Here is a 25,312-nt window from a genome sequence, read left to right on the forward strand (position 1 = left end):
ATTGCTCAAATTACATAATTGATAACTCACCGCATCTTTACGCGAGTTTAACCAAATATGAAATTCAGAACTATATCAATTATACAACTTTTAAGATGATGAAAGAATCATTAAGAACTTTTTAACTTTAACAATAACGTATGAATCCTGCTTTACAACAAAATAATTATCTGAAAAAGGATCTTTTTGGACTGATAATCAATGAGCAAATTGAAGTAAACATTTATGCTGATGAGATAATGTCAAGGAAGTGCCCATATAGCGGTAACTACTGGCATTATATAGGCATTATAGTCGAAGATTGCAGTAATCCATTGTTACCGGATATTATTTGTGAAAGATTTTGTAATAACTTTGATAAAAAATCTCCCTACTATAATAAGAACAATTTACCTATTCATTGGGTTGATATATGTTCTGCTGATGAAAAAAATATTTGTAAAAGATGGTTCCAATACATTCTTAATCCATCCAAAAGTCATAAAAAATTTTATTGCTACATTCTCGGAATAAATGATAGCAATCTGAACAAAGAGGAATTCGATCCTAACAGCAATTTCAATTCTAAATATAACCGATTTTTTAGAACCGCGATTAAATATGCACTTAAGTGTTTCTTCAGAAATAAAAAGATTACTATTAAGAACATCTATCACGAACAAGGACAGCAGCAGCTTCATCACTATTTCCCTTGGCACGTCATTCATAAATTGCATTCCGAAGAATCAAATTTCACATTCCAAAAAAATGAAATAGAATTTTTACAAAAAGATCATACAATTGATGAACGCTCGAATATAATTCAACTTATTGATTGCGTATTAGGTGCTGTTACAAATGTTATTCACGGAGTAGAAGAAAGCAATAGAGGGAAATACAGAACGGAATTATTAAATCTTATGCTGCCTTTAGTTCAGCGAATTATTAGAGAACCGCAAAACAAAAACAGTCCTTATTCACATTTTAATAGAATTATGATCAGATTTTTCCCAAAGGAAAAAACAGATTTGAATGATCCTCAGAGATATAGAAACCAATTTTATAATGTCAGACCATTGAAATATGAAGATGATATTTCCGGTCAAGGAAAGTTATTTTAAAAAATCTTATGCTCTAACATCATCAAACGTAATACCCAAAATATGAACGAAAATAAAAAACTTGACGAAGCCAAATATTTTTTAGAAATAATGAAATCTCAAAAAATGAAAAGAAAGGATTTTGAGAACAATTTAAGTGCTTTTTTAACATCATCACGTTCTGTTTTTCAATATGCCCAGAAAGAATGTAAAACTATTTCTGGTGGTCAAACTTGGTATGATAAAAAAGTTAATTCCAATCAAGTAATTAAATTCCTTAAAGACAAAAGAGATTTAAACATTCATAGTGAACCGCTCAAAACACAAGCCGAGCATTTTATAGAATCAACAGCAACAATTTACGTGAGCGGCACTGCAACAGTTACTGATAAGGATGGAAATATTATATCGCAAAGCGAATTCGGACAAAAAGCCCCTAAAATAAATTCAAATATAACTAAGGCCTCGATTATTTATAGGTTCAATGATTGGTCTGGCAAAGAAGAAATAATTACTCTTTGCGAATTATATATCGAAGAAATAGAAAAATTTCTTGATGAAGGGAAAAAATTAAAATTTATTATGGTTAAAATTGTTATACAAATGCTTGTACGGTGCAACAACATAAAAGCATATTAATTTGTCCAGTTTTTTAATTAAAAAACTGGACATTTCTTGAACCGGCGTAGTCAATGACAGCGCCGTTTTTATTGATTCTATTTGGAGAATACAAATAAAACTAAACTTTCCATCCTCTAATTCTTTTCCTAATTTTACTAATATCATTTTAAGTATGTTATTAGCATCAATTCATAATTAAAATATGACTCAATCTGAACTATTAAATAAACTAAACAAATTACTTGCTCTTCCTGGAGAGACAGAGCTTGTGGAATTCAAGGAAGCAAGAAACGATTACTCTTTTGAAAAACTGGGTAAATACTTTTCTGCTTTAAGCAATGAAGCAAATCTTAAAAACAAAAATTGTAGTTGGCTAATCTTTGGTGTAAATAAAAATCACGTTGTTGTAGGAACCAATTATCGTAACTATCGCCCGGCTTTGGATTCTCTTAAATCTGAAATCGCAAATAAAACTACTAACCGGATTACTTTCGTAGAAATCTTTGAAGTAAATCATCAAAACGGTCGCGTTGTTTTATTCCAAATTCCTGCAGCTCCGCCCGGAATTCCGGTAGCGTGGGAAGGTCATTATTACGGACGCGATGGAGAAGATTTAGGTGCGTTAAACCTTCAAGAGATTGAACAAATTCGCAAGCAAGCTAATCAATTCGATTGGTCTGCTCAAATAATTCCGCAAGCTTCAATCAATGATTTGGATCCAACAGCAATTCTAAAAGCCCGCGAAGTATACAAAGCAAAAAGTAAGGACAAAGCAATATTCAGTGATATTAATAATTGGAATGATGCTGCATTCCTTGATAAAGCTAAAATCACTATAAATGGTAATATTACAAATGCAGCAATAATTTTACTTGGCAAACCCGAATCAACTCATTACTTGTCACCGTCAGTTGCAAGAATAACCTGGAAACTCGAATCAGAAGAATCCGGCTACGAACATTTCGACCCACCGTTCTTCTTAACGATAAATTATCTTTATCAAAAGATTCGTAACTATAACTACAAAATACTTCCGGCTGATAGTATTACACCGATTGAAGTCAGCAAATATGAGCAATGGATTATTTTGGAGGCATTAAATAACTGTATAGCTCATCAAGTCTATTCACTCAACTCACGGATAAATGTAATAGAAAAAACCGATGAATTGATTTTTACCAATGCCGGAAAATTCTTTGAATGAAATCTTGAAGAATATCTTTTCAAAGATAAAACACCGGAAAAATATCGCAACAGTTTTTTAGCACAAGCAATGGTAAACCTTGGAATGATAGATACTGTTGGTCACGGAATAAAAAAGATGTTCCTTGAGCAGAAGAAAAGATACTTGCCTTTACCCGAATATGATTTTTCTATGCCTGATAGAATAACACTAAAAATCTATGGTCGTATTATAAATGAAAACTATTCAAAACTTCTTATTGAAAAAGCAGACTTAGATTTATACACAACATTTCTATTGGACAAAGTTCAAAAAAGTCAGCAGCTAACAAAAGAAGAATCACAGCATCTTAAGAATCAAAAACTCGTTGAAGGCAGATACCCTAATATTTTTGTAACATCAAAGATTGCATCCATCACTGGTGATAAAACTACCTACATTAAGAATAGAGCATTCGATAAAGATTACTATAAAAAATTAATTTTTGAATACTTATCTGAATATCATTCAGCTTCCAGAGAGGACATTGACAAATTATTATTGAATAAGCTTCCTGATGTTTTGAATGAAAAGCAAAGGTTGAATAAAATAAAAAATCTATTGTCTGAACTTTCTCAAAAAGACAAAAGAATAAAAAACGTTGGCACTCGCTCCATTTCTAAATGGATTCTCGTTAAATAATTTAGAAAAGAAAATCGAACATTTTAGAAAAGGATTAGCAGAGGTTATTGCATAAATCTTTATAAATCAAAGGATTTCCTTTTCTAAAACCCTCTTTACTTCTTGCACAAAATCTGTTTTTTAGAAAAGAAATTAGACAATCTTTAGACAATAATTAGCCAATCATTTAGACAATAAAATCACTAAATATTACGTTTTCATTTAATAATCAAAACATTTTTAGCCAATATTTAACCAATGAATTAGCTGTAAAACTCATACTTTTAGCTGTAAGTAAGCTGTAAACAATAAGTTTTAAGTTCAGTAAGTCCCTTTTGTTCTTTTCTAACCTTATATAACTCCAGTAAAGAAATCGCCCTTTTTAGTAAAGCCCAAGTAAAACTATCCTTATAACTTACCATAGAATAAGAATTTACCTTTTCTAAAAATCCTTTCACTTCTCGCTGGGAAACTATTATTTAAGAAATGAACGAACCAAAAGAGGAACATCATCAAGCAACGATACATTTGTGGTCTCAGTTCACCTGCCCCGCCAAATTATTTTAATACTTACGATCCAGCTATTGTTTAATTTGGCGGGGTCTGACATTGTCAGCCAGATTTACATAAGAAACATTATATAACTGGGTTAAGTAGTTCTATCTGATACTTTGTAGTTCTATCGAAGTCATATAATGTTGGCTTATGTAAACTCGGCACGTTACCTTGTCAGTTCATCATCGCTCATTCCGGGTGGCTCGTTCCTCGCCACACCCTTCATTCGCTTTCATTGGTAGAAAGCATCATTTAATCATAATATTTTTTGTCCTGTCGAAATATTTTAGATTAAACATCGCTTCATTACGGCGGCTCGTTCCTCGACACGCCTTCATTCCGCTCATATAGGCAAGCGACACGCTGGAATTTATCCCGATGCAAATCGGGCTTCAGCTTACACTGGTAAAAAGAAACCAACATAAAACATTTCCTTTGTATAATTAACTTTTTCTTTCTTATTGTTCTCTAAAAAACGACCTCAAATAAATTCCGTCAAGAAATTATTCGCAATGGAGCAGCTTGTCCCGATTCATCGGGATTAAACAGAAAAATCTGTTTGAGCGAAGCGAGTTATTTTTCTGTAGCGTAATGAAGAACAATTTTAGGAATTTATTTGCAGTCTTGATCTTTTGGTTCTTTTCTATCAAGAGAAAAGAACGTAAAAGTTTTGGACACTTTGGATACAATTAATGGTACTTTTCATTTGCGATTTAAAACCTCTGGAATTTGCGTCCAATCTGTCCAAATACAAAAATACACTTTAGAAAATATTTCCGTTTTATCCGCCGTAATGAAATGAAGGCGGACCATTTCGTCCAAGTTACATTTTTAGAATGAAGTGAAAACAAAGGCAATACAAACATAAACATTGAACGTTGTCTCAAATTCATCCATTCAATAATTTTGATTATGGAAACAGTAAATAATTACAATGAACGAGAAATTTGATATAAAGCATATTATTTCATCTGATTACTTCAGCCAACTACGTTCATTAAATTTGATTGATGAAACAGAACTCCGCAACCTAAAGATTAGAAACGAGTATAAAGAACTTCGTAACAAATTCACCGCTTCAACTTGCATCCAAATCTTAAGTGAGAAATATTCACTCTCTGATTCTACAATCAATAATATTCTTTTCCGAAAAAGAACTTTGAAGCTAAAGCTTCCAGTTGTCTTTTCTTAATAATCTTTTTCAGCCAATCTTGTAATCTTGCAATTTTGCAATCCTGCACTCGCTCCAAATGACCGTTGACCAATGACTGTTGCCCAGCCCTGACCAAGTCTCTAACAAGTCTCTAAATAGTCTCACTGTCAAATCTCTACAGTGTAAAATTCCTCATCCTTTTTTAGAATTGAGCCATAAATTTTCACTAAACATAAGAGGTAATAAAATGGCTATAGTAAAAGGTTCAGTAATTGGAAATTTAAGTGGTAAGCTTGGTAACCTTGCTGCCCGAACTGTTAAAGGTAGAACCATACTTGCTTCAAGACCTGCCAGCTTTAATGCAAGTCAAGATCCTACCGTTGTTGAAATCAGAAAGAAATTTGCTGTAACCGGCAACTTCATTAAGGTTTTGCTCTCTCTTCCATCTTTATATGAGATATGGAAGAAGGTGAAAACATTTCGTTTATCGGTGTTTAATTATGCATTTAAGAATAACTTTGCTTATTCTTCAACAGAAAGACCAACCGATCAGAACATTTTGACACCTGGTGGTTTCGCACTTCCAGTGCAAGCAGCTACAGTTGAAGCTGATAATGTTTCTGTAGAGCTTTTGGCTCTTAATTCTGCTTCTGTATTCACTCCGGAAGAAGTTAATCTTTCAGCAAATGGTGTGTTGTGTTACTTCAATCCAACTAATCCTGAAGATCCGGCATATCAAGTTACTTCAATTAATTCTGAATTGGCTGATTATGATTTCACTCAGCCATCCACAGTTGACATTCCATTGAATGTGTTACAGCAAGCAGTAGCAGCTAAATACCAGAACTCAATTTTGTTCTTTATTGTTGCTTCCAAAACTGCTGAAGGTAAGATTGTTCAGTATTCGGCAACCTATACTACAAACAACTAATCTTCAGTAAATCAATCCTTCCAGTTCACCTGCCGGAATAAAATGAAGGTAGGAAGCCTCGAGTAATCGGGGCTTTTTTATTAACAATTACTCATAGTGTTTGTATTTCTTTCTATTCCTTCGCCCTTTATTTCATCATTTTGCTTAGTGACTCCTATCGGAGACACACGCTTCATTCTTCATAAAAGGCTCTCAGTAAAACCTATTATTATCATTAATAAGGATGTAACTGTTTCTCCCGATGCTATCGGGATCAACAACTACAAAGAGATTATCACAGAACATTTGAAATTCTATCATTCACTTCGCCCTATTTCCTTCATTTCGCTTGTACTACATTTCGTCGCTTTGCTGCCGCAAAACAAAACTCCATTTCGTTCAGCCCTGCCTGCCGGTAGGCAAGTTCATTTCGTCAATAAGGCTCTCATATAACTTTGGCATAGCCATCCCTTCGGGAAACCTTTAGCGTCAATTGAGTGTAGCTGTGTCGCTATCGCTCCACAACTACCAGAGGAAACTCATTCTCAGCTTATATTTTAACCATTCTAATAAAGACATTATATTAGCCTTTGTTTATGAACAGTGGTATAATCTGCAGAATATAACCAAGGATAATGAACAATAATCCAATATATACCAATCTCTTTGATACCTTAAAAGAAAAGTTTTCTAAGTGTCTGTCCATTCCTGTAAGAACAATCTGATCAAAATTTCTCACGTTACTATCATTTACCATTTCCATAATTTTAAACAACCCTTTAATTGATTTGAATACTGGATTCACGCTGAACGCTAATAATATTGTTCCAATAAAACCAGAAATTGCTGAAAAAATATTGTATAATGAATTTTCCATTAGCTTTCTCCTAATTAATTTGATAAAAGTTTATTCATATATAAATATAGGATTCAAATTAATTAATACTGTTTTTCTCTCTTTTTTTATAAATATTTTATTACTGATTATTACAACCGCTTCTTTGAACGGTCTCTACTTCTTTAAAATTTTGCCCCCTTTGAACAATTTGCTATAAGGCGTTCCAAACATTTCCTTTTTCATTCTCATTTTATTCTCATTCCAAACTGACCTGGCAAGGCAAAAAATACAACCAACCGCTTCGCTATCGGCAGTCTTTTTCACCTTGCCTTTCTCAGTAAATCAAAAAAAGAGGTTAGTAAGGGGGCAAAATGTTTTTTTTCGGGGCGGTGTGCCTCGGCTTGTTTGATTAAGAAATAAAAGGAGCATTAATAATGATTGAAGTAAAAATACCTGGTGTTGTCGTTAAATCTGAATTGTTTCCAAAACACAACTGTAAAGAAAATTTACGAGTGACTGAAGAAACTCATTCGTTTGTTAATTCCCGTAATGTAGTTATTGGTCGTTATTTCAGATGCAAAATCTGTTCAAGAATTTTTGAACAATATTATCCAAGGGGGTTAAAATGAAAGTTTACGAAAGTAGTCATCCAACAAAGAGGGATTTTACAAAAGTCCCTCAAATTAAAATCAAGAATTCGCAGCTTGTTCGTTCCGGCTTTGAAGTTGGAAAAGAATTTGCTGTAATCTATCAACCGGGAAAAATTACCCTTGTTTTAGTTGCTAAAGAAGGAAGCAATCAGTAATTTATTTCCGCAATGTCTATAAATTTAATCAACCATATTAACCAATCAATAATAAACCGGATGTACCTTCGAAAAGTGGGTACAAAATGGGTACACAGTGGATACAATGACAGTGGGATTATAGAAAAGAACAGAAATAAAAAAAGCCTCAAAACTATTCGTTTTGAAGCTTTTAAGAGCGGGGCCGACGAGACTCGAACTCGCGACCTCCTGCGTGACAGGCAGGCGTTCTAACCAACTGAACTACGACCCCGTTATACTTTTCTGTTCTAATTTTATTCTTACTGAACTCGAGACCTTCCCGACACAGTCGGGACGTTCTAACCAACTGAACTACGACCCCGTTATACTTTTCTGTTCTAATTTTATTCTTACTGAACTCGAGACCTTCCCGACACAGTCGGGACGTTCTAACCAACTGAACTACGACCCCGTTATACTATTCTGATCTAATTTTATTCTTACTTAACTCGAGACCTTCCCGACATAGTCGGGACGTTCTAACCAACTGAACTACGACCCCGTTATACTTTTCTGTTCTAATTTTATTCTTACTGAACTCGAGACCTTCCCGACACAGTCGGGACGTTCTAACCAACTGAACTACGACCCCGTTATACTATTCTGATCTAATTTTATTCTTACTTAACTCGAGACCTTCCCGACATAGTCGGGACGTTCTAACCAACTGAACTACGACCCCAATTTTTTTTGCACGGCAAATATATAGTTACTGCTTAATAATTCAAAATATTTAATCTCCAAATGAAATACCAACTGCTCTAGCTGCAAAAACAGCCTGATCGTCCAATTGAACAAGCTTTTGTTTGGAGATTGCATCTTCAATTTTTACACTTTTAATTTCATTACCTTTTAATGCAACCATTTTCCCAAACTTTTTATTGGCTACCAGGTCAATAGCAAATGCACCAAATTTAGTTGATAGAATTCTATCGTAAGGTGTTGGACTTCCACCACGTTGGAGATGCCCCAAAACTGTAACTCTTGTTTCGCGACCGGTCATTTCTGCAATTTTATTTGCTACTATTTCTCCTATCCCGCCCAATTGAACAGGATCGGTTCTTTTGATGTCATTTCCTTTTGCAACAATTTCTCCGCCAATCGGCTTAGCTCCTTCTGCTACACAAACTAATGAAAATCTTTTTCCCTTTAATTCTCTTTCACGAATTTTTTCAGCCACACTATCCCAGGAAAAAGGAATTTCAGGAATCAAAATAATATCTGCTCCTCCCGATAGTCCACCGTGTAATGCAATCCAGCCGGCATAACGCCCCATTACTTCTGTAACAATCACACGATGATGCGATGATGCAGTTGTATGCAGTCTATCTAAAGCTTCAGCTACAACAAAAACTGCAGAATCGTGACCAAAAGTTACATCAGTTGCATCAAGATCATTATCAATTGTTTTAGGTACTCCGATTACATTTATTCCTTTATGAGAAAGTTTATGAGCAATATGCATAGTTCCATCACCACCAATAGCAATCAGAGCATCAAGTCCCCAGGTTTTATAATTCTGAACTGCAGCATCTGATTTATCCTGTATTACTATTTTCCCATTTACTTCAACAGGCCAATGATACGGATCCCCTTTATTAGATGATCCCAATATAGTTCCACCGCGAGCAAGAATACCGGAAACATCAGAGTTTTTAAGTTCTTTTGCTTTACCTTCAACTAATCCTTCAAAACCATCAAGGATACCATAAACCGACATTCCATAATCTTCAGCTGGTTTTGTTACACCCCTGATAACTGCATTAAGTCCAGGACAATCACCGCCTCCAGTCAATATTCCTATTCTTCTTATTCCGTTTTTCTTAGGCATTAAATATTTCCTCTCACTTCATAAATATGTTTTTGGAATTTTTAAAATGAAATTTAATCATTTTAGATAAATATTCTTTATCTGTTTTTTTTAAAATTTTTTGTGCAATAAGATTCACTTGTCCACCTGCACCTTTGGGAATTTCCACTCCAATCTCTTTACTTTTGTTCTTAAACCAATCAATTACTTTTGCTCTTGCAAGAATAGAGGCTGCGGCAACACCAATAAATCTTTCTCCCTTTGTTATCTGAAAGATATTTAACTCAATATCTTTTTTTGATAATTCTGATTTTATCAGATGCTCGTTTCCAAATTTATCACTTATTACATTGTTGCAATTTACAGACTCAATAAGATTTTGAATTGCTTTAGTATGAGCCCAAGCTAAAATCTTATTCAGATTATTAAACTTTTCAAACAATAAATTATATTTTTCCGGATTTATTACGATTAAATCAAATTTATTTTTAATAATTTTTTTAACATCAGCTTCCATTTTCTTTATTTCATTATCGGAAATAAGCTTACTGTCTTTAACCCCTATTTTTCCTAATTCAATGCTAATTTGTTTATTTGTATAGACTGCTGCAGTCACCAATGGTCCAAAGTAATCTCCCTTACCTGATTCATCTGTACCAATGTATTCATCAAAGTCTATTTCATCGGCATTGTTGTTTTCGATAAACAATTCACTTCCAAATAACAATTTACTGATCTGTTTATAGAGTGCTGATTCTCTGTTGCCCTGTAATATAGTTTTAACTCCTTTTTTTCCGAAATACACTAATATCTTGATATTTTCTTTATTTTTGATTACAATCATTTCGTAATTGAATGCTTTTGTAGTCAGTTCCGAAATCTGACAACCAATATTTGTTAGCTTTTGTTCAATTTTTTTAATTTCTGCTAGAGCATCTTTTTGGAATAGAACTTGCATAAGATAGGCTGTAAAGTTTGATTATTTTTTTGGTTAAAATTAATTTATATTACCAATAGTTACAAAGGAGAAAACGATGAAAAGAATACAAATAAACTTGATTAAGGTTTTAGTAATCGTATTTGCATTTTTTCTTTTTTCAAATAATTACCTTTTTGGCTTCCAGCAGGATGAAAAAAAGACAGATGAAATAACTAATACTTTAAAACAAAAAGTATTACTTACCAGTGATCAGGAAACCAAGGTAAAAGATATTATATCTGAGTTACAAAATAAAATTGCTGCTAATCCGGCTTCTAAAAGTCAATTTATCAGTCAGGCTCAAACTAAACTTGAATCTTTACTGGATAAAAAACAGAAACTCAAATACGATATTATTAAGAATGAAATCTGGAAAAAATTCTAATTTTTAAGCCCGGTTTATCCGGGTTTTTTAATTCCCCCATTTTAATACTTCAATTTTTACTTCCTGAATACCATCTCTAATCATATTTATTTTTTCAGCAGCTTTTAGTGACAAATCGATTATTCTGTTTTTAAAGCTGGGCATCCTATCATTTATTCTTACCTTAACACTCTTGTTATTCTTTAGATTAGTAACAATAACAATTGTGTTGAATGGATAACTTGGATGTGCTGCAGTAAGTTCATTCATATTATAGATTTCTCCGCTTGCTGTCTTCTTTCCATTAAACTCATCTGCATAAAAAGATGCTGTTCCTGTTTGGATTTCTAAATAGCCGTAGATTTCATTTCTATTATTATCTTCTGAAGATTTTGTATATCGTGATGTAGAACTGCAGGCAGCAAGGAACAATAAAAGATTGAGTACTAAAATAAGTTTGATTTTCAATTTCATAAACTTAAAATAGATGCTGCCTTAATAATTGCAGTCTCAGATCTTAATCTGTTTTCAGATAACTTAACAATCTTGTCAGGCTTAAGAGTAATTATTTCTTCTTCAGTTAAACCGCCTTCAGGACCGAAGACAAACAAGTATTCTTTGTCTTTATTTATTGATAAGCTATTTAACTGCATATCAGAATGCTGATCAAAAAGAATAACTATCTTATTAGAAGAATTAATACTTTTTATTTCCTCTGCAGAATTTATCTCAGGTAAATAAGTTCTAAGTGATTGCTTTATTGCTGTAAGAACAATCTTGTTTAGTCTAGAGATATTAATATTTTTATTAACCGACCGAGCCGAATTAAAAATAATCATCTTTGTGAAACCAAGTTCTGTACATTTTTCAAATGCAAATTTCAGTCGTTCCGGATTTCTGAGATTTGGAATACAAAATGTAATATTGCTATTAGAATTCTGATATGTAATAGTATTTAATATTTCTGCCTTTAATGTATTCTTATTTATTTCGGCAATTTCAGCTTTAAATAAATTCCCTGTTCCATCTGTTGCATATATTTGCTGTGCTTTTTTATTACGCATTACTTTAATACAATGCTTAAATTCATCATCTTCTAAAAAGAAACAGTTTTGTTCCTTATTGACAATTTTACAAAAATACAACTCAATATTAGAAAGATATTCCAAGGTCTAGAACCAATTGTGATTCAAATTTTTCATTAAATGCTATCTCAACTCTTAAGATTTGATAAGGTAAAACTAATAATGTTATTCCTAATCCATAGCCCGAATTAAATCTATTTAATGCAAAGGGCTGTTCCTTAAATCGTGTCAAAGCTGTTTCTGCAAAAATCTGTGCAAATAATCCTATTCTATAACTTAATAACTGGTTTGGAATAATCGGTAAAAAAGATAAATCCAGGTTTAATTCTTCAATTATCGGATAATACAATTCAACTGAACCAAAATAAAATTCCTTACCTTCAATTTTTTCAGAAAGATGACCTCTGACTTTTTCATCCAAACCAATAATTGAGTAATCATAATAAGGCACATCATCTCCAAATGTAACTCTGGTAGAAAATCTCCATTTACTGATAAGATTAAAAAGAAGTTTCCGGTATTCGCGGAAATCAATTTTGCCAACGCTGTAATTAATGCCATCTATGCCAAGTCCTCTGAAATTAAAACTTACACTTGAGAAAATTCCATTCTTTGGAAATTGCGCGAGGTCTCTTGTATCATGCTCGTATCCCAAACCTAGTTCAAATAAGTTATCAATTCTGTTATCAGAAGCATTTACACCGGGTATGAAGAATGGAGTTTCAATATAACTATAGCCAGTTAAAGCATAGATACGATTAAACAAGCTCAGTCTTTTGCCAACTAAAAAACTTAAACCGATAGATTTTTGAGAAAAACTGCTCCCGTACAATTTTTCTGCTATAGGACTTTTATTTGAAATAGAAGCATATCTAAAAGAAGTCCTAAAAAAAATATTATTCTTGTATAGGAGATTAGGACTGTAATAGCTTAACGAAAAAGAAGGATCGTAACCAAGCCCGATTGCAGCAATAAGATCTTCATTCCTACCTCTAAAATTCTTCAACCTTAAATAGATTCCATATGTTAATTTCTTTAAATCACCTTCATTCGCATCAATAAATGGTATGGGATATATATACCAGCTTTCCTCAACAATAATATTTAGAATATTAGTTGAATCAAAAATGGTTGGTTCAAAATAAACCTGATTGAAGATTCCAAGACTATATACTCTTTCGCGGTTAAAAATTGCGTTTGATTGTGTTAATGTATCGCCCTTTGCAAAATTCAATTCTCTTAGAATAATAAACGGTTCTGTAATTTCATTTCCGGTAATTATAATTGAATCAACTACGAATGGATAGAGACTAGAGGAAAATTGAGAGCCGGTTGTTTGTGCATTTGAAATAAGTGAAAATACAATAACAATAAATGACAAAAGATATTTTAGTTTTTGTGTAATTATTATCACTAAGGTTATTGTATTTTCAAATAAAATATTAATCTGTTAATTAATTTTAGTCATTATATTCTTCAATTGGCGGACAACTGCATACTAAATTCCTGTCTCCATAAGCATTATCAACTCTGCTGACACTTGGCCAGAATTTATTAAGTCTTGTCCACTCTATCGGATAAGCTGCTTTTTCTCTTGAGTACTGATAATTCCAATTATCAGAAATTACAACACTGGCAGTATGTGGCGCATTCTTTAATGGATTACTCTTTTTGTCAGATATACCATTTTCTATATCCTTAATTTCCTGACGTATGCTGATCATTGCATCGCAAAACCTGTCAAGCTCAGCTTTTGATTCACTTTCAGTCGGCTCTACCATTAAGGTTCCTGCTACCGGAAAAGAAACAGTTGGTGCATGATATCCATAATCCATTAATCTCTTGGCAATATCTTCAACTTCAATATGGGCAGATTGTTTAAATTCTCTCATATCAAAAATTAATTCGTGAGCCACTCTTCCTTTAATGCCTGAATAAAGCACTTTGTAGTAAGGTTCAAGTTTTGCTTTAATATAATTTGCATTAAGTATTGCAAATCTGGTTGCATTAGTTAATCCGGCTTCTCCCATCATTTTTATATAAGCATAAGAAATAACAACAACACTTGCACTGCCAAAAGGTGCTGCTGATACAGAAGTAATTGATTTTGATTTATTAATATCAACCAAAGGATGTCCTGGTAAAAATGGAGTAAGATGTTTTGCCACTGCAATTGGACCCATTCCAGGACCGCCGCCTCCGTGAGGAATTGAAAATGTTTTGTGTAAGTTCAAATGACAAACATCTGCACCAATTTCCCCCGGACTTGTTAATCCAACTTGTGCATTCATATTTGCACCATCCATATAAACCTGACCGCCAAACTTATGCACTATGTTACAAATTTCTTTAATTGATTCTTCAAAAACACCATGAGTTGATGGATAAGTAACCATCAATGTAGCCAAATCTTCTTTATGTGCTTCTGCCTTTTTATGCAAATCTGCTACATCAATATTACCTTTATCATCACAATCAACAACAACTACTTTCATTCCAGCCATCACAGCGCTGGCGGGATTTGTTCCATGTGCTGAAGAAGGAATTAAAGCAATATTTCTTTGAGTTTGTCCGATATCATCCAGATAAGCTTTAATAACCGATAAACCAGCATATTCCCCCTGCGCTCCGGAATTAGGCTGTAGAGATACAGCATCAAACCCTGTAATTTCAGCAAGACTCTTTTCAAATTTCTGAAACATCTCAAGATATCCTTCTGTCTGATTAAGCGGTGCAAAAGGATGAATATTTGAAAATTGGGGTATCGTTACACCAAGCATCTCTGTAGTTGCATTTAACTTCATTGTGCAGGAACCAAGCGGTATCATTGAATGAACCAAAGAAAGATCTTTGTTTTCAAGATGCTTCATATATCTTAAAATATCAGTCTCGGATCTATAAGAATTAAAAACAGGATGTGTTAAATAATTTGTTCTACGCTTAAATTTATCTTCAAATGATTGCTTAGTAACCGACAAGGGTTCAATAGATTTTATCGGATTTGCTTTGCCAATTGCATTTGCAATTACATCTATTAATTCAACTACATCTTCTATTGTAGTGATTTCACTTAAAGAAATACTGATTGAATCTTTTAAGAAATAGTTAAGATTGATCTCTCGTTTTAAAGCTTCATTTTTGATTTTTCCTTTTGTTGTTTCATCTGAAGAGAACGTCAAAGTATCAAAATAATTTTTATTTACCTGATTTAATCCTAGTCTTATCAATGCTTCACTAAGAACAGAAGCTAAAGCATTAATTCTTTGCGCAATTGTTTTCAGATTTTTTGGTCCATGGTAAACAGCATACATACCTGCCATTACTGCTAACAGAACCTGAGCAGTACAAATGTTACTTGTTGCTCTTTCTCTTTTAATATGCTGCTCACGAGTTTGAAGTGCCATTCGCAAAGCACGTTTACCTTGTGCATCAACAGAAACACCAATTATCCTTCCGGGGATAACTCTTTTAAAATCCTCAGTTGTAGCAAAATATGCAGCATGAGGACCACCAAATCCCATTGGAATTCCAAAACGTTGTGTACTTCCGACAGCACAATCAGCACCAAACTCTCCAGGCGGCATAAGTAAAGTCAAGCTCAATATATCAGCAGCAACAACTTTTAGGATATTAAAAGATTTTGCAGTTTCAAAGAATGAAGAATAATCATACACTTCACCATTTAATGCAGGGTATTGAACAAGCAAACCAAAAAAATCATTATTTAATTTTACCTTAGTATGATCACCGATAACAAGTTCAATTCCCAAAGGTTTTGATCTTGTCATTAAAATATCTATCGTTTGCGGAAAAACCTGATCTGAAACAAAAAACTTGTGAGAGTTAGATTTGTCTTTTTTTCTATTATTATAAAACATCGCCATTGCTTCAGCAGCTGCAGTTCCTTCATCAAGCAAAGAAGCATTTGCTATTGGCAAACTGGTAAGGTCAGATACAACTGTTTGGAAATTAAGCAATGCTTCCAATCTGCCTTGAGCAATCTCAGCCTGATAAGGTGTATATTGTGTGTACCAGCCTGGATTTTCTAGGATATTTCTTTGAATAACCGGTGGTAAAATTACAGGGTAATACCCCAAACCAATATAACTTTTATAAATTTTGTTTTTTGAAGCGAGATAATTAAGATGTTTAATAAATTCCTGTTCACTTAATGAAGCATCAAGATTTAATTTATTTTTCAATCTGATATCTTTTGGAATTGTTTCATCTATTAATCCCTCAAGTGAATTAACTTTGCAAGTATTCAGCATTACTTTTAATTCATCTTGATTTGGTCCGATATGTCTTTGTTCGAAAATATCGGGGTGTTGAAAATTGTTCATATTGTTACTCTTTATTAGGTTAGATTACAAAATTTTTGGTAAGCAAAATTAAGGAAAATCTTAATAATTTTGCCCGATTAAAAACAGAAATGGTCGTTTTATTTTATTGAGATAAGTGATTATTAATTTGTTGTAATGCTGATTGTGCCGCATTCTGTTCGGCAGTTTTTTTATTTTTGCCAGTCCCGATTCCCGAATGTTCTTTTCCAATAGTTACTTTAATCGTAAAGACTCTGTCATGCTGGGGACCTTCTTCTTTAATTACAATATAATTAGGAGTTTCCAGTTTATTTGCCTGCGCGTATTCGAGCAGCTGACTTTTATAATTCTCGTCTTTTAGATATTCACCTTCTTTAATCAAAGGTTCAATTAATACATTACGAATAAATTTTCTGGCAACACATATATCATTATCAAGATAAATAGCTCCAACAATAGCTTCAAAGGCATCGGATAATACTGTTTTAGATGCTTTTGAAAAACTATTTGAAAGATTTTGATTAATCAAGATAAACTTAGCTAGCCCAATAGACTCAGCCGCATCTGAAAGTGCAGATCTGTTTACTAATTTTGCTCTGGTTTTAGTTAAGAAACCTTCGTCTTCGTTAGGAAAAGCTTCAAACAAATATTCTGCAGCAGTTAAGCTTAATACTGAATCACCAAGAAATTCCATTCTTTCATTTGAAATATCTCCGCTTTCGAGCTCCTCAAGAAAAGACCGATGCATTAAAGCCTGGATATAATATGATTTATTTTTAATAGGAAAGCCAATGATTTTTTCTAACTGAGAAAACTTATCCGCAGTTAAAATTTTTTCTACAGGATTGTTGATTTTATTTTCTTTCCGAACACCAAAATATTTTAATAAGCGGGAAAAAAAAACAAACAAGACTATTCCTTAAACTTTTTAAACAATAAAGAGGCATTGTGTCCGCCAAATCCAAATGTATTACTTATAGCAGCTCTGATCTCTTTTTTTGTAACAACTTTTGCGCTGTAGTTCAGATCGCATTCAGGATCAGGATTATCAAGATTAATTGTAGGCGGAATTAAATTATTTTTTAGAGAAAAGATTGTAGCAATTGCTTCAACTACACCTGCAGCTCCAAGTAAATGTCCTGTCATTGATTTTGTCGAATTTACAATCAGCTTATATGCGTGATCTCCGAAGACAGTTTTAATAGCTTTAGTTTCATTAATATCATTATGCGGAGTAGATGTACCATGAGCGTTAATATAATCAATATCGAAAAGAGTCAAACCTGCATCTTCAATGGAAATCTTCATTGATCTGACAGCACCCTCACCGCCCGGCGCAGGTGCAGTAATATGATATGCATCAGCAGTTAAACCTATACCAGCAAGTTCAGCATAGATTTTAGCTCCTCTGTCAATAGCATGATTCATCTCTTCTAAAATTAATGAGCCAGCTCCCTCACCCATTACAAATCCATTTCTATCTTTATCAAATGGGCGTGAGGCTTGGAGATATTTGTCATTCCAGGTTGAAATTGCTCTCATTGCATTAAATCCACCGACTCCCATTTCTGTTATTGATGCTTCACTGCCTCCGCAAATCATTAAATCAGCAGAACCTCTCTGAATTAACATAAAAGCATCTGAAATTGCATGTGAAGATGTAGCACAAGCAGAAGTAGTTGCATAATTAGGACCTTTAAATCCAAAGCGGATTGAAATTTGACCAGCAGCAAGGTCTGAAATCATCATTGGAATAAAAAACGGACTTAATACACCAGGATTTTTCTCTTGAAAATATTTCCAGTGTTCATTTTGAAGCGTTTCTAAACCGCCAATACCGCTTCCAAAGACTACACCGCATCTTTCTCTGTTCAAATTCTCAAGCTTTAATTCAGCATCATCAATTGCCTGAACAGCAGAAGCAATAGCAAATTGTGAAAAGCGATCTAATCTTTTGACAGATTTTTTATCAAAATAATTATCTGGATTAAATTCTTTTACCTCTGCAGCAAACTTTGTATCAAACTTTGCTGTGTCGAAAAGAGTAATAGGTGCAACACCATTTTTTCCTGAAAGCAGAGCTTGCCAATAATCAGGGACACTAACTCCAATTGGTGTTATTGCTCCGAGTCCGGTAATTACAACTCTTTTTTTAGTCATTTAACCACTACAAAAGAATTGTTAATCTTTGATGGTAAAACATAGAAGGACAAAGTCGGGAGTTTTAATCCCGACTAATAAATTATGCTAATTTCTCGGAAAGATACTTTACGGCATCACCAACGGTACCGATTTTTTCAGCATCTTCATCAGGTATTGAAATCTGAAAAGCACTTTCAAATCCCATAACTAATTCGACAATATCCAAAGAATCAGCACCTAAGTCATTTGTAAAGGATGCCTCGGGTGTAATTTGAGATTCTTCCACTCCTAATTTATCAATGATAATCTCTTTAACTTTTGCAGCAACATCCATAATATTCTCCTCTTTTGATTTTTATTTGTATTTATAATTATTGGTTTAAATTTAATAAAATTAAAAACTAAGAAACAACTTGAATTAGCAAATTACATAGTCATTCCGCCATCAACAGAAATTACCTGCCCTGTAATATAATCAGCATCTTTACTGCACAGAAATGATACAACTTTTGCAACATCTTCCGGCTTTCCTAAACGAGCCATTGGTACGTTTTGAATAAGTTTCTTTACCTGCTCTTCAGTCAATTTATCTGTCATATCGGTCTGAATAAATCCAGGTGCCACCGCATTAACAGTTATTCCTCTCGAAGCTAACTCTCTTGCCATTGATTTGGTGAATCCAATTATACCAGCTTTGGAAGCTGAATAATTTGATTGCCCGGCATTACCGATTAAACCAACAACAGATGAAATATTAATTATTCTGCCATATCTTTGTGTAATCATAGGTTTAACAACAGCTTTAGTATAATTAAACACACTTTTAAGATTCGCAGCAATAACTTCATCAAAATCTTTCTCAGCCATTCGTAAAAGCAAATTATCTCTGGTAATACCGGCATTATTTATCAGAATATCCACACCACCAAGTTTTTTCAAAATGTCATCAACCACCGCTTGAGTTTGCTCAAAAGATGAAACATCTGATTTAAAGCTATATACTTTAACATCCGGATTATCAATTTCATTTATCAGTTGTTCTGCACATTCATCACAGCTATTGTAAACAAAAGCAATATCAGAGAATAAATTACTTCTGGAGTTTCCTGATGCCAGCTCTTTTACAATAGCTCTTCCGATACCACGAGTGCCGCCAGTTACAATTGCTCTTTTAGGATTAGTTTCAATTGTTTTATTATCCATTTTTTGCTACTCCAGAATAAAATGTTGAAAGATATTCATTCTTGTATTCCTCCAGTTCAGCAAAATATTTTTCACCAAAAAAATGTAATAATTCTTCATGACAGGCTTCGTAAATAGATGTAGTTTGAATAGGATTTTTATTACAGGTTTTTAACCTATCAATATGTTCATCATCAATTGTCAAAGCACCTTCAAAAATTGTGAGAGGAAAAAGAACACAAAATATCGGTTTATATTTCCATTTATGTTCGCCTTCTAAAATTGCAAGTTTTTGTAAAGTACATAATCCATTTTTATCTAAGAATGTACATTTATTATTGATGATTTCAGTTCCTACCGCAATTCCACTCTCAAAGTCATCATCTTCTTCCGGTGGTTCAAACCATTTCGCAACATTTTTTGATTGGGTTTCATCCATTAAAGGAATAACTTTATCTTTTATACTAAGAATATAATCATGTTCTTTTAAATCAGTATAAACCCCGTAGTTACAGCATTCACCGGCACAAGCGCACGAAAATGGAAAAGTGAATATCTGCGGATCAATAAAAACCCCTTTTATTTGCTTTGTAAATTTTGGGTGTGAAACTGATTTCACTATAAATACTCCTCTACATCTTTAAATTTATCTATTCCAAATATCTTAACATCTGGATTAATTCTTTTAACCAATCCTTGCAAAACCTTTCCAGGTCCGATTTCATAAAACTCATCAAATCCATCAGCAATCATATTTACGATTGTTTCTTCCCATCTGACTGGTGATGTTACCTGTTCATACAACAGATTCCTTATTTCATCTTTTTTAGTAACTGGTTTTGCAGTAACATTAGCATAAACAGGAAATCTTGAATCGTAAAAAGGGGTTTCATTAATATCTTTTAAAATAGAATCTTTTGCAGATTGCATAAGTGGCGAATGAAATGCCCCGCTAACAACAAGTTCCTTAACAATTTTAGCTCCGCCGGATTTACAAAGCTCCATAGCTTTTTTAACACCAGTTAACGATCCTGATATAACAATTTGTCCTGGTGAATTAAAGTTAGCACATTGAACAACACCTACTGAAGATGCTTCTTTACAAAACTCTTCAACTTTTGCTGCTTCTAATCCAACTATTGCTGCGAGGGTTCCGGGATTATCTAAACCAGCCTGCTGCATAGCTTTTCCTCTTGCTCTAACGAGTTTAATAGCATCATAAAATTGAATAGAATTTGCAGAAACCAAGGCGGAATATTCACCAAGTGAATGACCTGCAGCTGCATCTGGCTGTAGAGTTCTGATAAGACTTGATAATACAATACTATGAAGGAAGATTGCCGGTTGAGTAAATTCAGTTTGCTTTAACTGCTCTTCCGGTCCGTTAAACATTATGTATGATAGATTAACACCGAGAGCATCATCTGCAGTTTTAATCATCTCAACAGCTTCTACTGAATTATCGTAAAGATCTTTTGCCATCCCAACATATTGGGAGCCCTGACCCGGAAATAAAAATGCTTTTTTTGACATCAGCTAAGTAAAAATTATTTGTTATTAAATAGACCAAACAATATGCAAAGCACCCCAGGTATAACCGGCACCAAAAGCTGATAGTATCAGGTTATCACCTTTTTTAAGTTTTCCATCTCTGTAATATTCTGTTAAACAAAGTGGAATTGTTGCTGCAGTAGTGTTTCCATATTTATCAATGTTGATCATAACTTTGTCTTTACTTAATCCCATTCTTTCAGCTGTTGCATCAATTATTCTTAAATTTGCCTGATGTGGTACGAGATAAGCAATATCATCAGATTTTAAACCGCTTAATTCCATCAGTTCTGCTGAAACATCAGCCATTCCTTTAACAGCAACTTTAAATACTGCTTTACCATCCTGATAAATGTAATGCCATTTTTTATCAATTGTTTCATAAGAAGCGGGGTTTAAACTGCCGCCGCCAAGCATATTTAGTGCATCCTTTCCTGTTCCATCAACACGCAAAATAGATTTTTGCAGTCCAATAGATTTATCCTCAGAAGGTTCCAACAAAACTGCAGAGCCTGCATCGCCAAAAAGGATACAGATATTTCTATCAGTATAATCAACTATTGAACTCATTTTATCTGCGCCGATAACTAAAACCTTTTTATATCTTCCGGTTTCGACCAATGACGCACCGGTTTGCAATGCAAATAAAAAACCTGAGCAAGCAGCCGAGAGATCAAATCCCCAAGCATTTTTAGCTCCAATCTTATCCTGAACAAGACATGCAGTTGCAGGGAAAAACATATCAGGTGTTACAGTAGCTACAATAATTGCATCAATATCTTCAGGATTAATGTTATGTTTATCAAAAAGATCAAGGGCAGCTTTTGCACCCAGATCGCTTGTAGCACCATGTTCAAGAATTCTTCTTTCCCTGATTCCTGTTCTAACTCTTATCCATTCGTCATTAGTTTCTACGATGGATTCAAAAAACTTGTTATCAAGTATTTTATCAGGAACATACATTCCAACACCGGTTATTTTTGCATTATATTTTTTTTCAGTCATTAGATATCTGTAATTATTTTAAATTTTCTTTAATTGAGTTTTCTATTTTTTTCACTAAATCCGTTTGATACATCTCATAAGCTTTTAGTACCATATTTTTTATTGCTTTTGGTGAACTGGAACCATGTCCAATTATACATATTCCATTTACTCCAAGCAAGGGTACACCACCATGTTCCTGATAATCCAGAGATTTTAATGCTTTCTTAAGAGTTCCCTTTGCAATACCGACTCTAATCTTATCTATCAAATTAGTATTTGCAGTTTGGGTTAGTAGATGTTTTAATAACTTTGGAACAGATTCACCAAACTTTAAAATAATATTACCTACAAATCCATCACAAACAACAACATCAACATTTTTTGTTAATATATCTCTTCCTTCAACATTACCAATAAAATTTAATTTAGATTCTTTAAGAAGTTTAAATGCAGCGGCAGATACTTCATTACCTTTGCCCTCTTCTTCACCCATACTTAATATGCCAACAGTTGGATTTGAAATTCCTCCCATTTCTCTGGCATAAATAGTTCCCATAACAGCATATTCGAAAAGATGAGATGCTTTTGCATCTTTACCTGCACCGACATCATATAAATAACAAATTCCGTTTACATTAGGCATTTCAGCACCTATTGTAGGACGCCCAACTCCTTGTATCCTGCCCATGATTAAAGTTGCAGCACTCATTACTGCGCCAGTATTACCAGCACTGACAAAAGCTTCTGCTTTGCCCTCTCTTACAAGTTGTGCTCCTTTAACAATTGATGAATTTGGTTTTGATTTTAATGCAGCAGTCGGAGTATCCTCCATTTCAATAACTTCAGGTGTATCAATAATATAACTTTCATCAAAAGAAAGCTGACTTGCTTTGATCACAGAAATTATATCATTTTTTTTTCCGATAAGATAAAGTTGAAAATCTTTACTATGATTATATGCATCAATAGCACCGATAACTGTGTTTTGAGGGGCATAATCGCCCCCCATAGCATCAACAATAATTCTACATTTAGAATTTTTCAGATTTGAATCAGGCATTATCTTTAAAAGCTATCAAATATCAGCTTTTGGGAATAAATACCGATCGTTCGTTGTAATATCCACAAGAAGGGCAAGCACGATGAGCTAATTTCATTTCACCACAATTTGCACAGGTACCTAATGAAGGTGCAACAGCTTTGTAATGTGTTCTTCGCTTATCTCTGCGGGTCTTAGACATCTTACGTTTTGGATTTGGCATATTATAGTTCCATTATATTTTTAATTTAAATTTAATTTATCTTTCAAATCAATCAGTGGTTTCCATCTTGAATCAATTTCGTCATTCTTGCAAGTACATTGCTCTTTGTTAAGATCTTTACCACAATTAGGACACAAGCCTTTACAGCTTTCCTTGCACAATTTCTTCATAGGAACTGAAAGTAAAGCATATTCTCTAACATCAGATGAAATATCAATCTTAACAGTATCTCTGGAAAGATAGCTTATATTTATTGAATCAGTTTCAGCAGGTTGTTCATTCATTAAATAAACCATCTGATAATCGCTTTTAAGTGTTGTTTTATAAACCTTTCCGCACCTATCACATTCATACTTAACTTTAAATTCTGAAGATACATCAACAATTATCTGATCGTGATGTTTATCTAATTTAACACTCGAATTAAAGCCATTATAGAAAGGCTCACTAAGTTCAATAGTGTCAATTTTCTCTTCAAAATCAAAATTATGCACCCCATCGTTTAAATTTGATATTCTAATAATCATATAGCAAAATTGTGCAAAAAACGAGGCTTAATATAAAACTGTATGATATGATAATCAAACATTCAGATCTGTTAAATTATTGGTTTTATGAAGAAAATATGCGGTCAATTTTAATCTTCATTCGTACTGAGGGTAAAGTAAGCTTTTTTAATTATTGTGTATTAACTAACAAAGACTTCTATAAATTGTTGATATTCACTTTCTGTAAACTGAAAAGCTTTTATTGCAAATTGATTATAACAAATGAAAATTCATTTGGTATTTTTAACTCTAAATCTATAATTTGAATGAGTTATTTATTTACTCTAATTATAATTAAATGCTAATATTTTTTTCTGCCATTGCAGCTATCATCCCAATGAGTTTTTATCTGTTTCTTATTTGGAAATTTGACAGATATGATAGAGAGCCTTTTAAATTTGTACTTATTAATTATTTATGGGGCGCTTTAGGTGCAATTTTTTTAGCTCTGATCGGAAGTCTTATTTTAACAAGTTTTGCTTCAATTTTTATTTCAGATAAAGATAGCCTTTCTATATTCAGCTCAATTGCAGTTGCTCCTTTTATGGAAGAAATCACAAAGGGAGTTTTTCTTTTAATTACCATTTCAAGTAAAAAATTTGATAACTTAACTGACGGCATTGTTTTTGGAGGAGCAATTGGTCTGGGATTCGGAATGACAGAAAATTTTCTATACTTTGTTGCTTTTAGTGAATCCGTTTCTGATTGGATAATGTTAGTTATAATCAGAAGTTTATTCTCGGCAGTTATGCACTGTGTTTCAACTGCAACTTTAGGAGCTTTTCTTGCTATTGCTAAATTTAAATCAAACTTTCTGAAAATAATTTTAAGTTTTATCGGATTATTAATTGCTATGCTGATTCATTTTATTTGGAATTATAGTGTAAGCTTTGAAAAAACTGCTCTGTTAGGATTTGTATTTATGATATTTTCAATTATCATTTTTATAGTTATTTATATTATTTCGATAAGAAAGGAAAGATTGTTAATTTACAACGAGCTTAAAGAGGAATCTGAGTCAGGTCTTATTCCAGAATTGCATTTAAAAATTTTAAGCTCAGCTAACAGAGAGCGTAAAGGATGGCTGGATGAATCGAAAAGAAATATTTACATCAATGCTGCAACTTCATTAGCATTCAGAAAAATGCAATTTCGTAATGCTAAAGGTGTAAGTAAAACATATTATCAAATGGATATTGATAATTACAGAAACTTTATCAGCACATTGCTTTCAAATTCTGAAAGAAGTTAATAA

At 33.2% G+C, this 25,312-nt stretch carries 26 protein-coding genes, 1 tRNA gene and 1 pseudogene; 10 read left to right on the plus strand and 18 right to left on the minus strand.

Going from position 1 to position 25,312, the window contains the following annotated elements; genetic code table 11:
• Nucleotides 1-140: 140 nt before the first annotated feature.
• The 6 genes and pseudogenes from ROY99_13710 to ROY99_13735 all read left to right on the plus strand — a co-directional run bounded on the left by ROY99_13710 (nt 141) and on the right by ROY99_13735 (nt 6,182).
• Nucleotides 141-1,100, plus strand: coding sequence for a hypothetical protein (locus tag ROY99_13710; protein MDT3697435.1), 960 nt, complete (start codon nt 141-143; stop codon nt 1,098-1,100).
• A 42-nt stretch (nt 1,101-1,142) separates the two neighbouring features.
• The gene (locus ROY99_13715; GenBank protein MDT3697436.1) at nt 1,143-1,718 is read left to right on the plus strand and encodes a hypothetical protein; all 576 of its coding nucleotides are present in this window, start codon (nt 1,143-1,145) and stop codon (nt 1,716-1,718) included.
• Nucleotides 1,719-1,902: 184 nt separating this feature from the next.
• Complete coding sequence (locus ROY99_13720; protein ID MDT3697437.1) at nt 1,903-2,904, plus strand: putative DNA binding domain-containing protein; 1,002 nt, start codon at nt 1,903-1,905, stop codon at nt 2,902-2,904.
• A gap of 39 nt (nt 2,905-2,943) precedes the next feature.
• Nucleotides 2,944-3,564, plus strand: a pseudogene (locus ROY99_13725) (hypothetical protein).
• A gap of 1,468 nt (nt 3,565-5,032) precedes the next feature.
• Nucleotides 5,033-5,290, plus strand: coding sequence for a hypothetical protein (locus ROY99_13730; protein MDT3697438.1), 258 nt, complete (start codon nt 5,033-5,035; stop codon nt 5,288-5,290).
• A gap of 208 nt (nt 5,291-5,498) precedes the next feature.
• The gene (locus ROY99_13735) at nt 5,499-6,182 is read left to right on the plus strand and encodes a hypothetical protein (protein MDT3697439.1); all 684 of its coding nucleotides are present in this window, start codon (nt 5,499-5,501) and stop codon (nt 6,180-6,182) included.
• A 562-nt stretch (nt 6,183-6,744) separates the two neighbouring features.
• On the opposite strand, the gene ROY99_13740 is transcribed toward ROY99_13735, so the two are convergent.
• On the minus strand, nt 6,745-7,038 hold the full coding sequence (locus ROY99_13740) for a hypothetical protein (protein ID MDT3697440.1): 294 nt from the start codon (nt 7,036-7,038) through the stop codon (nt 6,745-6,747).
• A gap of 395 nt (nt 7,039-7,433) precedes the next feature.
• Here ROY99_13740 and ROY99_13745 point away from each other — a divergent pair, with 395 nt between their 5' ends.
• Nucleotides 7,434-7,628, plus strand: a complete 195-nt coding sequence (locus ROY99_13745) for a hypothetical protein (protein MDT3697441.1) — start codon at nt 7,434-7,436, stop codon at nt 7,626-7,628.
• Nucleotides 7,625-7,804, plus strand: coding sequence for a hypothetical protein (locus tag ROY99_13750; GenBank protein ID MDT3697442.1), 180 nt, complete (start codon nt 7,625-7,627; stop codon nt 7,802-7,804). Before ROY99_13745 ends, ROY99_13750 begins: the two co-directional genes overlap by 4 nt.
• 179 nt (nt 7,805-7,983) lie before the next feature.
• Here the strand turns inward: ROY99_13750 and ROY99_13755 are convergent.
• From ROY99_13755 to rnhC, 3 genes are all read right to left on the minus strand, one after another.
• A tRNA-Asp gene (locus ROY99_13755) sits at nt 7,984-8,057 on the minus strand.
• Nucleotides 8,058-8,558: 501 nt separating this feature from the next.
• A complete protein-coding gene (locus tag ROY99_13760; protein MDT3697443.1) occupies nt 8,559-9,656 on the minus strand; it encodes an ATP-dependent 6-phosphofructokinase in 1,098 nt (365 codons plus the stop codon).
• 13 nt (nt 9,657-9,669) lie between these two features.
• Nucleotides 9,670-10,593, minus strand: coding sequence for a ribonuclease HIII (gene rnhC, locus ROY99_13765; GenBank protein ID MDT3697444.1), 924 nt, complete (start codon nt 10,591-10,593; stop codon nt 9,670-9,672).
• A 76-nt stretch (nt 10,594-10,669) separates the two neighbouring features.
• On the opposite strand from rnhC, the gene ROY99_13770 reads away from it, so the two are divergent.
• Complete coding sequence (locus tag ROY99_13770) at nt 10,670-10,999, plus strand: hypothetical protein (protein ID MDT3697445.1); 330 nt, start codon at nt 10,670-10,672, stop codon at nt 10,997-10,999.
• 27 nt (nt 11,000-11,026) lie between these two features.
• Here the strand turns inward: ROY99_13770 and ROY99_13775 are convergent, their stop codons facing one another.
• The 14 genes from ROY99_13775 to ROY99_13840 all read right to left on the minus strand — a co-directional run bounded on the left by ROY99_13775 (nt 11,027) and on the right by ROY99_13840 (nt 24,036).
• Nucleotides 11,027-11,452, minus strand: coding sequence for a septal ring lytic transglycosylase RlpA family protein (locus tag ROY99_13775; protein ID MDT3697446.1), 426 nt, complete (start codon nt 11,450-11,452; stop codon nt 11,027-11,029).
• Nucleotides 11,449-12,147, minus strand: a complete 699-nt coding sequence (locus ROY99_13780) for an RsmE family RNA methyltransferase (GenBank protein ID MDT3697447.1) — start codon at nt 12,145-12,147, stop codon at nt 11,449-11,451. Before ROY99_13780 ends, ROY99_13775 begins: the two co-directional genes overlap by 4 nt.
• Complete coding sequence (locus ROY99_13785; GenBank protein ID MDT3697448.1) at nt 12,131-13,477, minus strand: BamA/TamA family outer membrane protein; 1,347 nt, start codon at nt 13,475-13,477, stop codon at nt 12,131-12,133. Before ROY99_13785 ends, ROY99_13780 begins: the two co-directional genes overlap by 17 nt.
• Before the next feature lie 46 nt (nt 13,478-13,523).
• On the minus strand, nt 13,524-16,406 hold the full coding sequence (gene gcvP / locus ROY99_13790; GenBank protein ID MDT3697449.1) for an aminomethyl-transferring glycine dehydrogenase: 2,883 nt from the start codon (nt 16,404-16,406) through the stop codon (nt 13,524-13,526).
• Nucleotides 16,407-16,509: 103 nt separating this feature from the next.
• Nucleotides 16,510-17,295 (minus strand): ribonuclease III, encoded by a 786-nt coding sequence (rnc, locus tag ROY99_13795; GenBank protein MDT3697450.1) that lies wholly within the window; start codon nt 17,293-17,295, stop codon nt 16,510-16,512.
• A gap of 2 nt (nt 17,296-17,297) precedes the next feature.
• Nucleotides 17,298-18,545, minus strand: coding sequence for a beta-ketoacyl-ACP synthase II (fabF, locus tag ROY99_13800; protein MDT3697451.1), 1,248 nt, complete (start codon nt 18,543-18,545; stop codon nt 17,298-17,300).
• 82 nt (nt 18,546-18,627) lie between these two features.
• The gene (locus ROY99_13805; protein MDT3697452.1) at nt 18,628-18,861 is read right to left on the minus strand and encodes an acyl carrier protein; all 234 of its coding nucleotides are present in this window, start codon (nt 18,859-18,861) and stop codon (nt 18,628-18,630) included.
• Nucleotides 18,862-18,953: 92 nt separating this feature from the next.
• Nucleotides 18,954-19,730, minus strand: coding sequence for a 3-oxoacyl-[acyl-carrier-protein] reductase (gene fabG, locus ROY99_13810; protein MDT3697453.1), 777 nt, complete (start codon nt 19,728-19,730; stop codon nt 18,954-18,956).
• Nucleotides 19,723-20,328, minus strand: a complete 606-nt coding sequence (locus ROY99_13815) for a DUF3109 family protein (GenBank protein MDT3697454.1) — start codon at nt 20,326-20,328, stop codon at nt 19,723-19,725. Before ROY99_13815 ends, fabG begins: the two co-directional genes overlap by 8 nt.
• Entirely contained in the window at nt 20,328-21,242 is a 915-nt protein-coding gene (fabD, locus tag ROY99_13820; GenBank protein MDT3697455.1) for an ACP S-malonyltransferase, read from the minus strand. The genes ROY99_13815 and fabD overlap by 1 nt, the downstream gene beginning before the upstream one ends.
• Before the next feature lie 24 nt (nt 21,243-21,266).
• Nucleotides 21,267-22,265, minus strand: a complete 999-nt coding sequence (locus ROY99_13825) for a beta-ketoacyl-ACP synthase III (GenBank protein MDT3697456.1) — start codon at nt 22,263-22,265, stop codon at nt 21,267-21,269.
• Nucleotides 22,266-22,278: 13 nt separating this feature from the next.
• Nucleotides 22,279-23,307 carry a phosphate acyltransferase PlsX gene (gene plsX / locus ROY99_13830; GenBank protein MDT3697457.1) on the minus strand — a complete coding sequence of 343 codons (1,029 nt, stop codon included), beginning with the start codon at nt 23,305-23,307 and terminating at the stop codon, nt 22,279-22,281.
• A gap of 22 nt (nt 23,308-23,329) precedes the next feature.
• The gene (rpmF, locus tag ROY99_13835) at nt 23,330-23,509 is read right to left on the minus strand and encodes a 50S ribosomal protein L32 (protein ID MDT3697458.1); all 180 of its coding nucleotides are present in this window, start codon (nt 23,507-23,509) and stop codon (nt 23,330-23,332) included.
• Between the two features lie 20 nt (nt 23,510-23,529).
• A complete protein-coding gene (locus ROY99_13840) occupies nt 23,530-24,036 on the minus strand; it encodes a DUF177 domain-containing protein (GenBank protein ID MDT3697459.1) in 507 nt (168 codons plus the stop codon).
• A gap of 319 nt (nt 24,037-24,355) precedes the next feature.
• Here ROY99_13840 and ROY99_13845 point away from each other — a divergent pair, with 319 nt between their 5' ends.
• On the plus strand, nt 24,356-25,309 hold the full coding sequence (locus ROY99_13845) for a PrsW family intramembrane metalloprotease (GenBank protein ID MDT3697460.1): 954 nt from the start codon (nt 24,356-24,358) through the stop codon (nt 25,307-25,309).
• Nucleotides 25,310-25,312: the final 3 nt, after the last annotated feature.

Origin of the sequence: Ignavibacterium sp. (genome assembly GCA_032027145.1) — a bacterium.
GTDB lineage: Bacteria > Bacteroidota > Ignavibacteria > Ignavibacteriales > Ignavibacteriaceae > IGN3.

Excerpts from the sequence above, each read along its gene's own strand:
- ROY99_13750 (MDT3697442.1), top strand. The coding sequence starts at position 7,625 with ATGAAAGTTTACGAAAGTAGTCATCCAACAAAGAGGGATTTTACAAAA.
- ROY99_13845 (MDT3697460.1), top strand. The coding sequence starts at position 24,356 with ATGCTAATATTTTTTTCTGCCATTGCAGCTATCATCCCAATGAGTTTT.
- fabG (MDT3697453.1), bottom strand. The coding sequence starts at position 19,730 with ATGGATAATAAAACAATTGAAACTAATCCTAAAAGAGCAATTGTAACT.
- ROY99_13740 (MDT3697440.1), bottom strand. The coding sequence starts at position 7,038 with ATGGAAAATTCATTATACAATATTTTTTCAGCAATTTCTGGTTTTATT.
- ROY99_13730 (MDT3697438.1), top strand. The coding sequence starts at position 5,033 with ATGAACGAGAAATTTGATATAAAGCATATTATTTCATCTGATTACTTC.
- ROY99_13805 (MDT3697452.1), bottom strand. The coding sequence starts at position 18,861 with ATGGATGTTGCTGCAAAAGTTAAAGAGATTATCATTGATAAATTAGGA.
- plsX (MDT3697457.1), bottom strand. The coding sequence starts at position 23,307 with ATGCCTGATTCAAATCTGAAAAATTCTAAATGTAGAATTATTGTTGAT.
- rnhC (MDT3697444.1), bottom strand. The coding sequence starts at position 10,593 with ATGCAAGTTCTATTCCAAAAAGATGCTCTAGCAGAAATTAAAAAAATT.
- ROY99_13775 (MDT3697446.1), bottom strand. The coding sequence starts at position 11,452 with ATGAAATTGAAAATCAAACTTATTTTAGTACTCAATCTTTTATTGTTC.
- ROY99_13745 (MDT3697441.1), top strand. The coding sequence starts at position 7,434 with ATGATTGAAGTAAAAATACCTGGTGTTGTCGTTAAATCTGAATTGTTT.
- ROY99_13840 (MDT3697459.1), bottom strand. The coding sequence starts at position 24,036 with ATGATTATTAGAATATCAAATTTAAACGATGGGGTGCATAATTTTGAT.
- rpmF (MDT3697458.1), bottom strand. The coding sequence starts at position 23,509 with ATGCCAAATCCAAAACGTAAGATGTCTAAGACCCGCAGAGATAAGCGA.
- gcvP (MDT3697449.1), bottom strand. The coding sequence starts at position 16,406 with ATGAACAATTTTCAACACCCCGATATTTTCGAACAAAGACATATCGGA.
- ROY99_13760 (MDT3697443.1), bottom strand. The coding sequence starts at position 9,656 with ATGCCTAAGAAAAACGGAATAAGAAGAATAGGAATATTGACTGGAGGC.
- ROY99_13720 (MDT3697437.1), top strand. The coding sequence starts at position 1,903 with ATGACTCAATCTGAACTATTAAATAAACTAAACAAATTACTTGCTCTT.
- fabF (MDT3697451.1), bottom strand. The coding sequence starts at position 18,545 with ATGACTAAAAAAAGAGTTGTAATTACCGGACTCGGAGCAATAACACCA.
- fabD (MDT3697455.1), bottom strand. The coding sequence starts at position 21,242 with ATGTCAAAAAAAGCATTTTTATTTCCGGGTCAGGGCTCCCAATATGTT.
- ROY99_13715 (MDT3697436.1), top strand. The coding sequence starts at position 1,143 with ATGAACGAAAATAAAAAACTTGACGAAGCCAAATATTTTTTAGAAATA.
- ROY99_13735 (MDT3697439.1), top strand. The coding sequence starts at position 5,499 with ATGGCTATAGTAAAAGGTTCAGTAATTGGAAATTTAAGTGGTAAGCTT.
- ROY99_13825 (MDT3697456.1), bottom strand. The coding sequence starts at position 22,265 with ATGACTGAAAAAAAATATAATGCAAAAATAACCGGTGTTGGAATGTAT.
- ROY99_13770 (MDT3697445.1), top strand. The coding sequence starts at position 10,670 with ATGAAAAGAATACAAATAAACTTGATTAAGGTTTTAGTAATCGTATTT.
- ROY99_13710 (MDT3697435.1), top strand. The coding sequence starts at position 141 with ATGAATCCTGCTTTACAACAAAATAATTATCTGAAAAAGGATCTTTTT.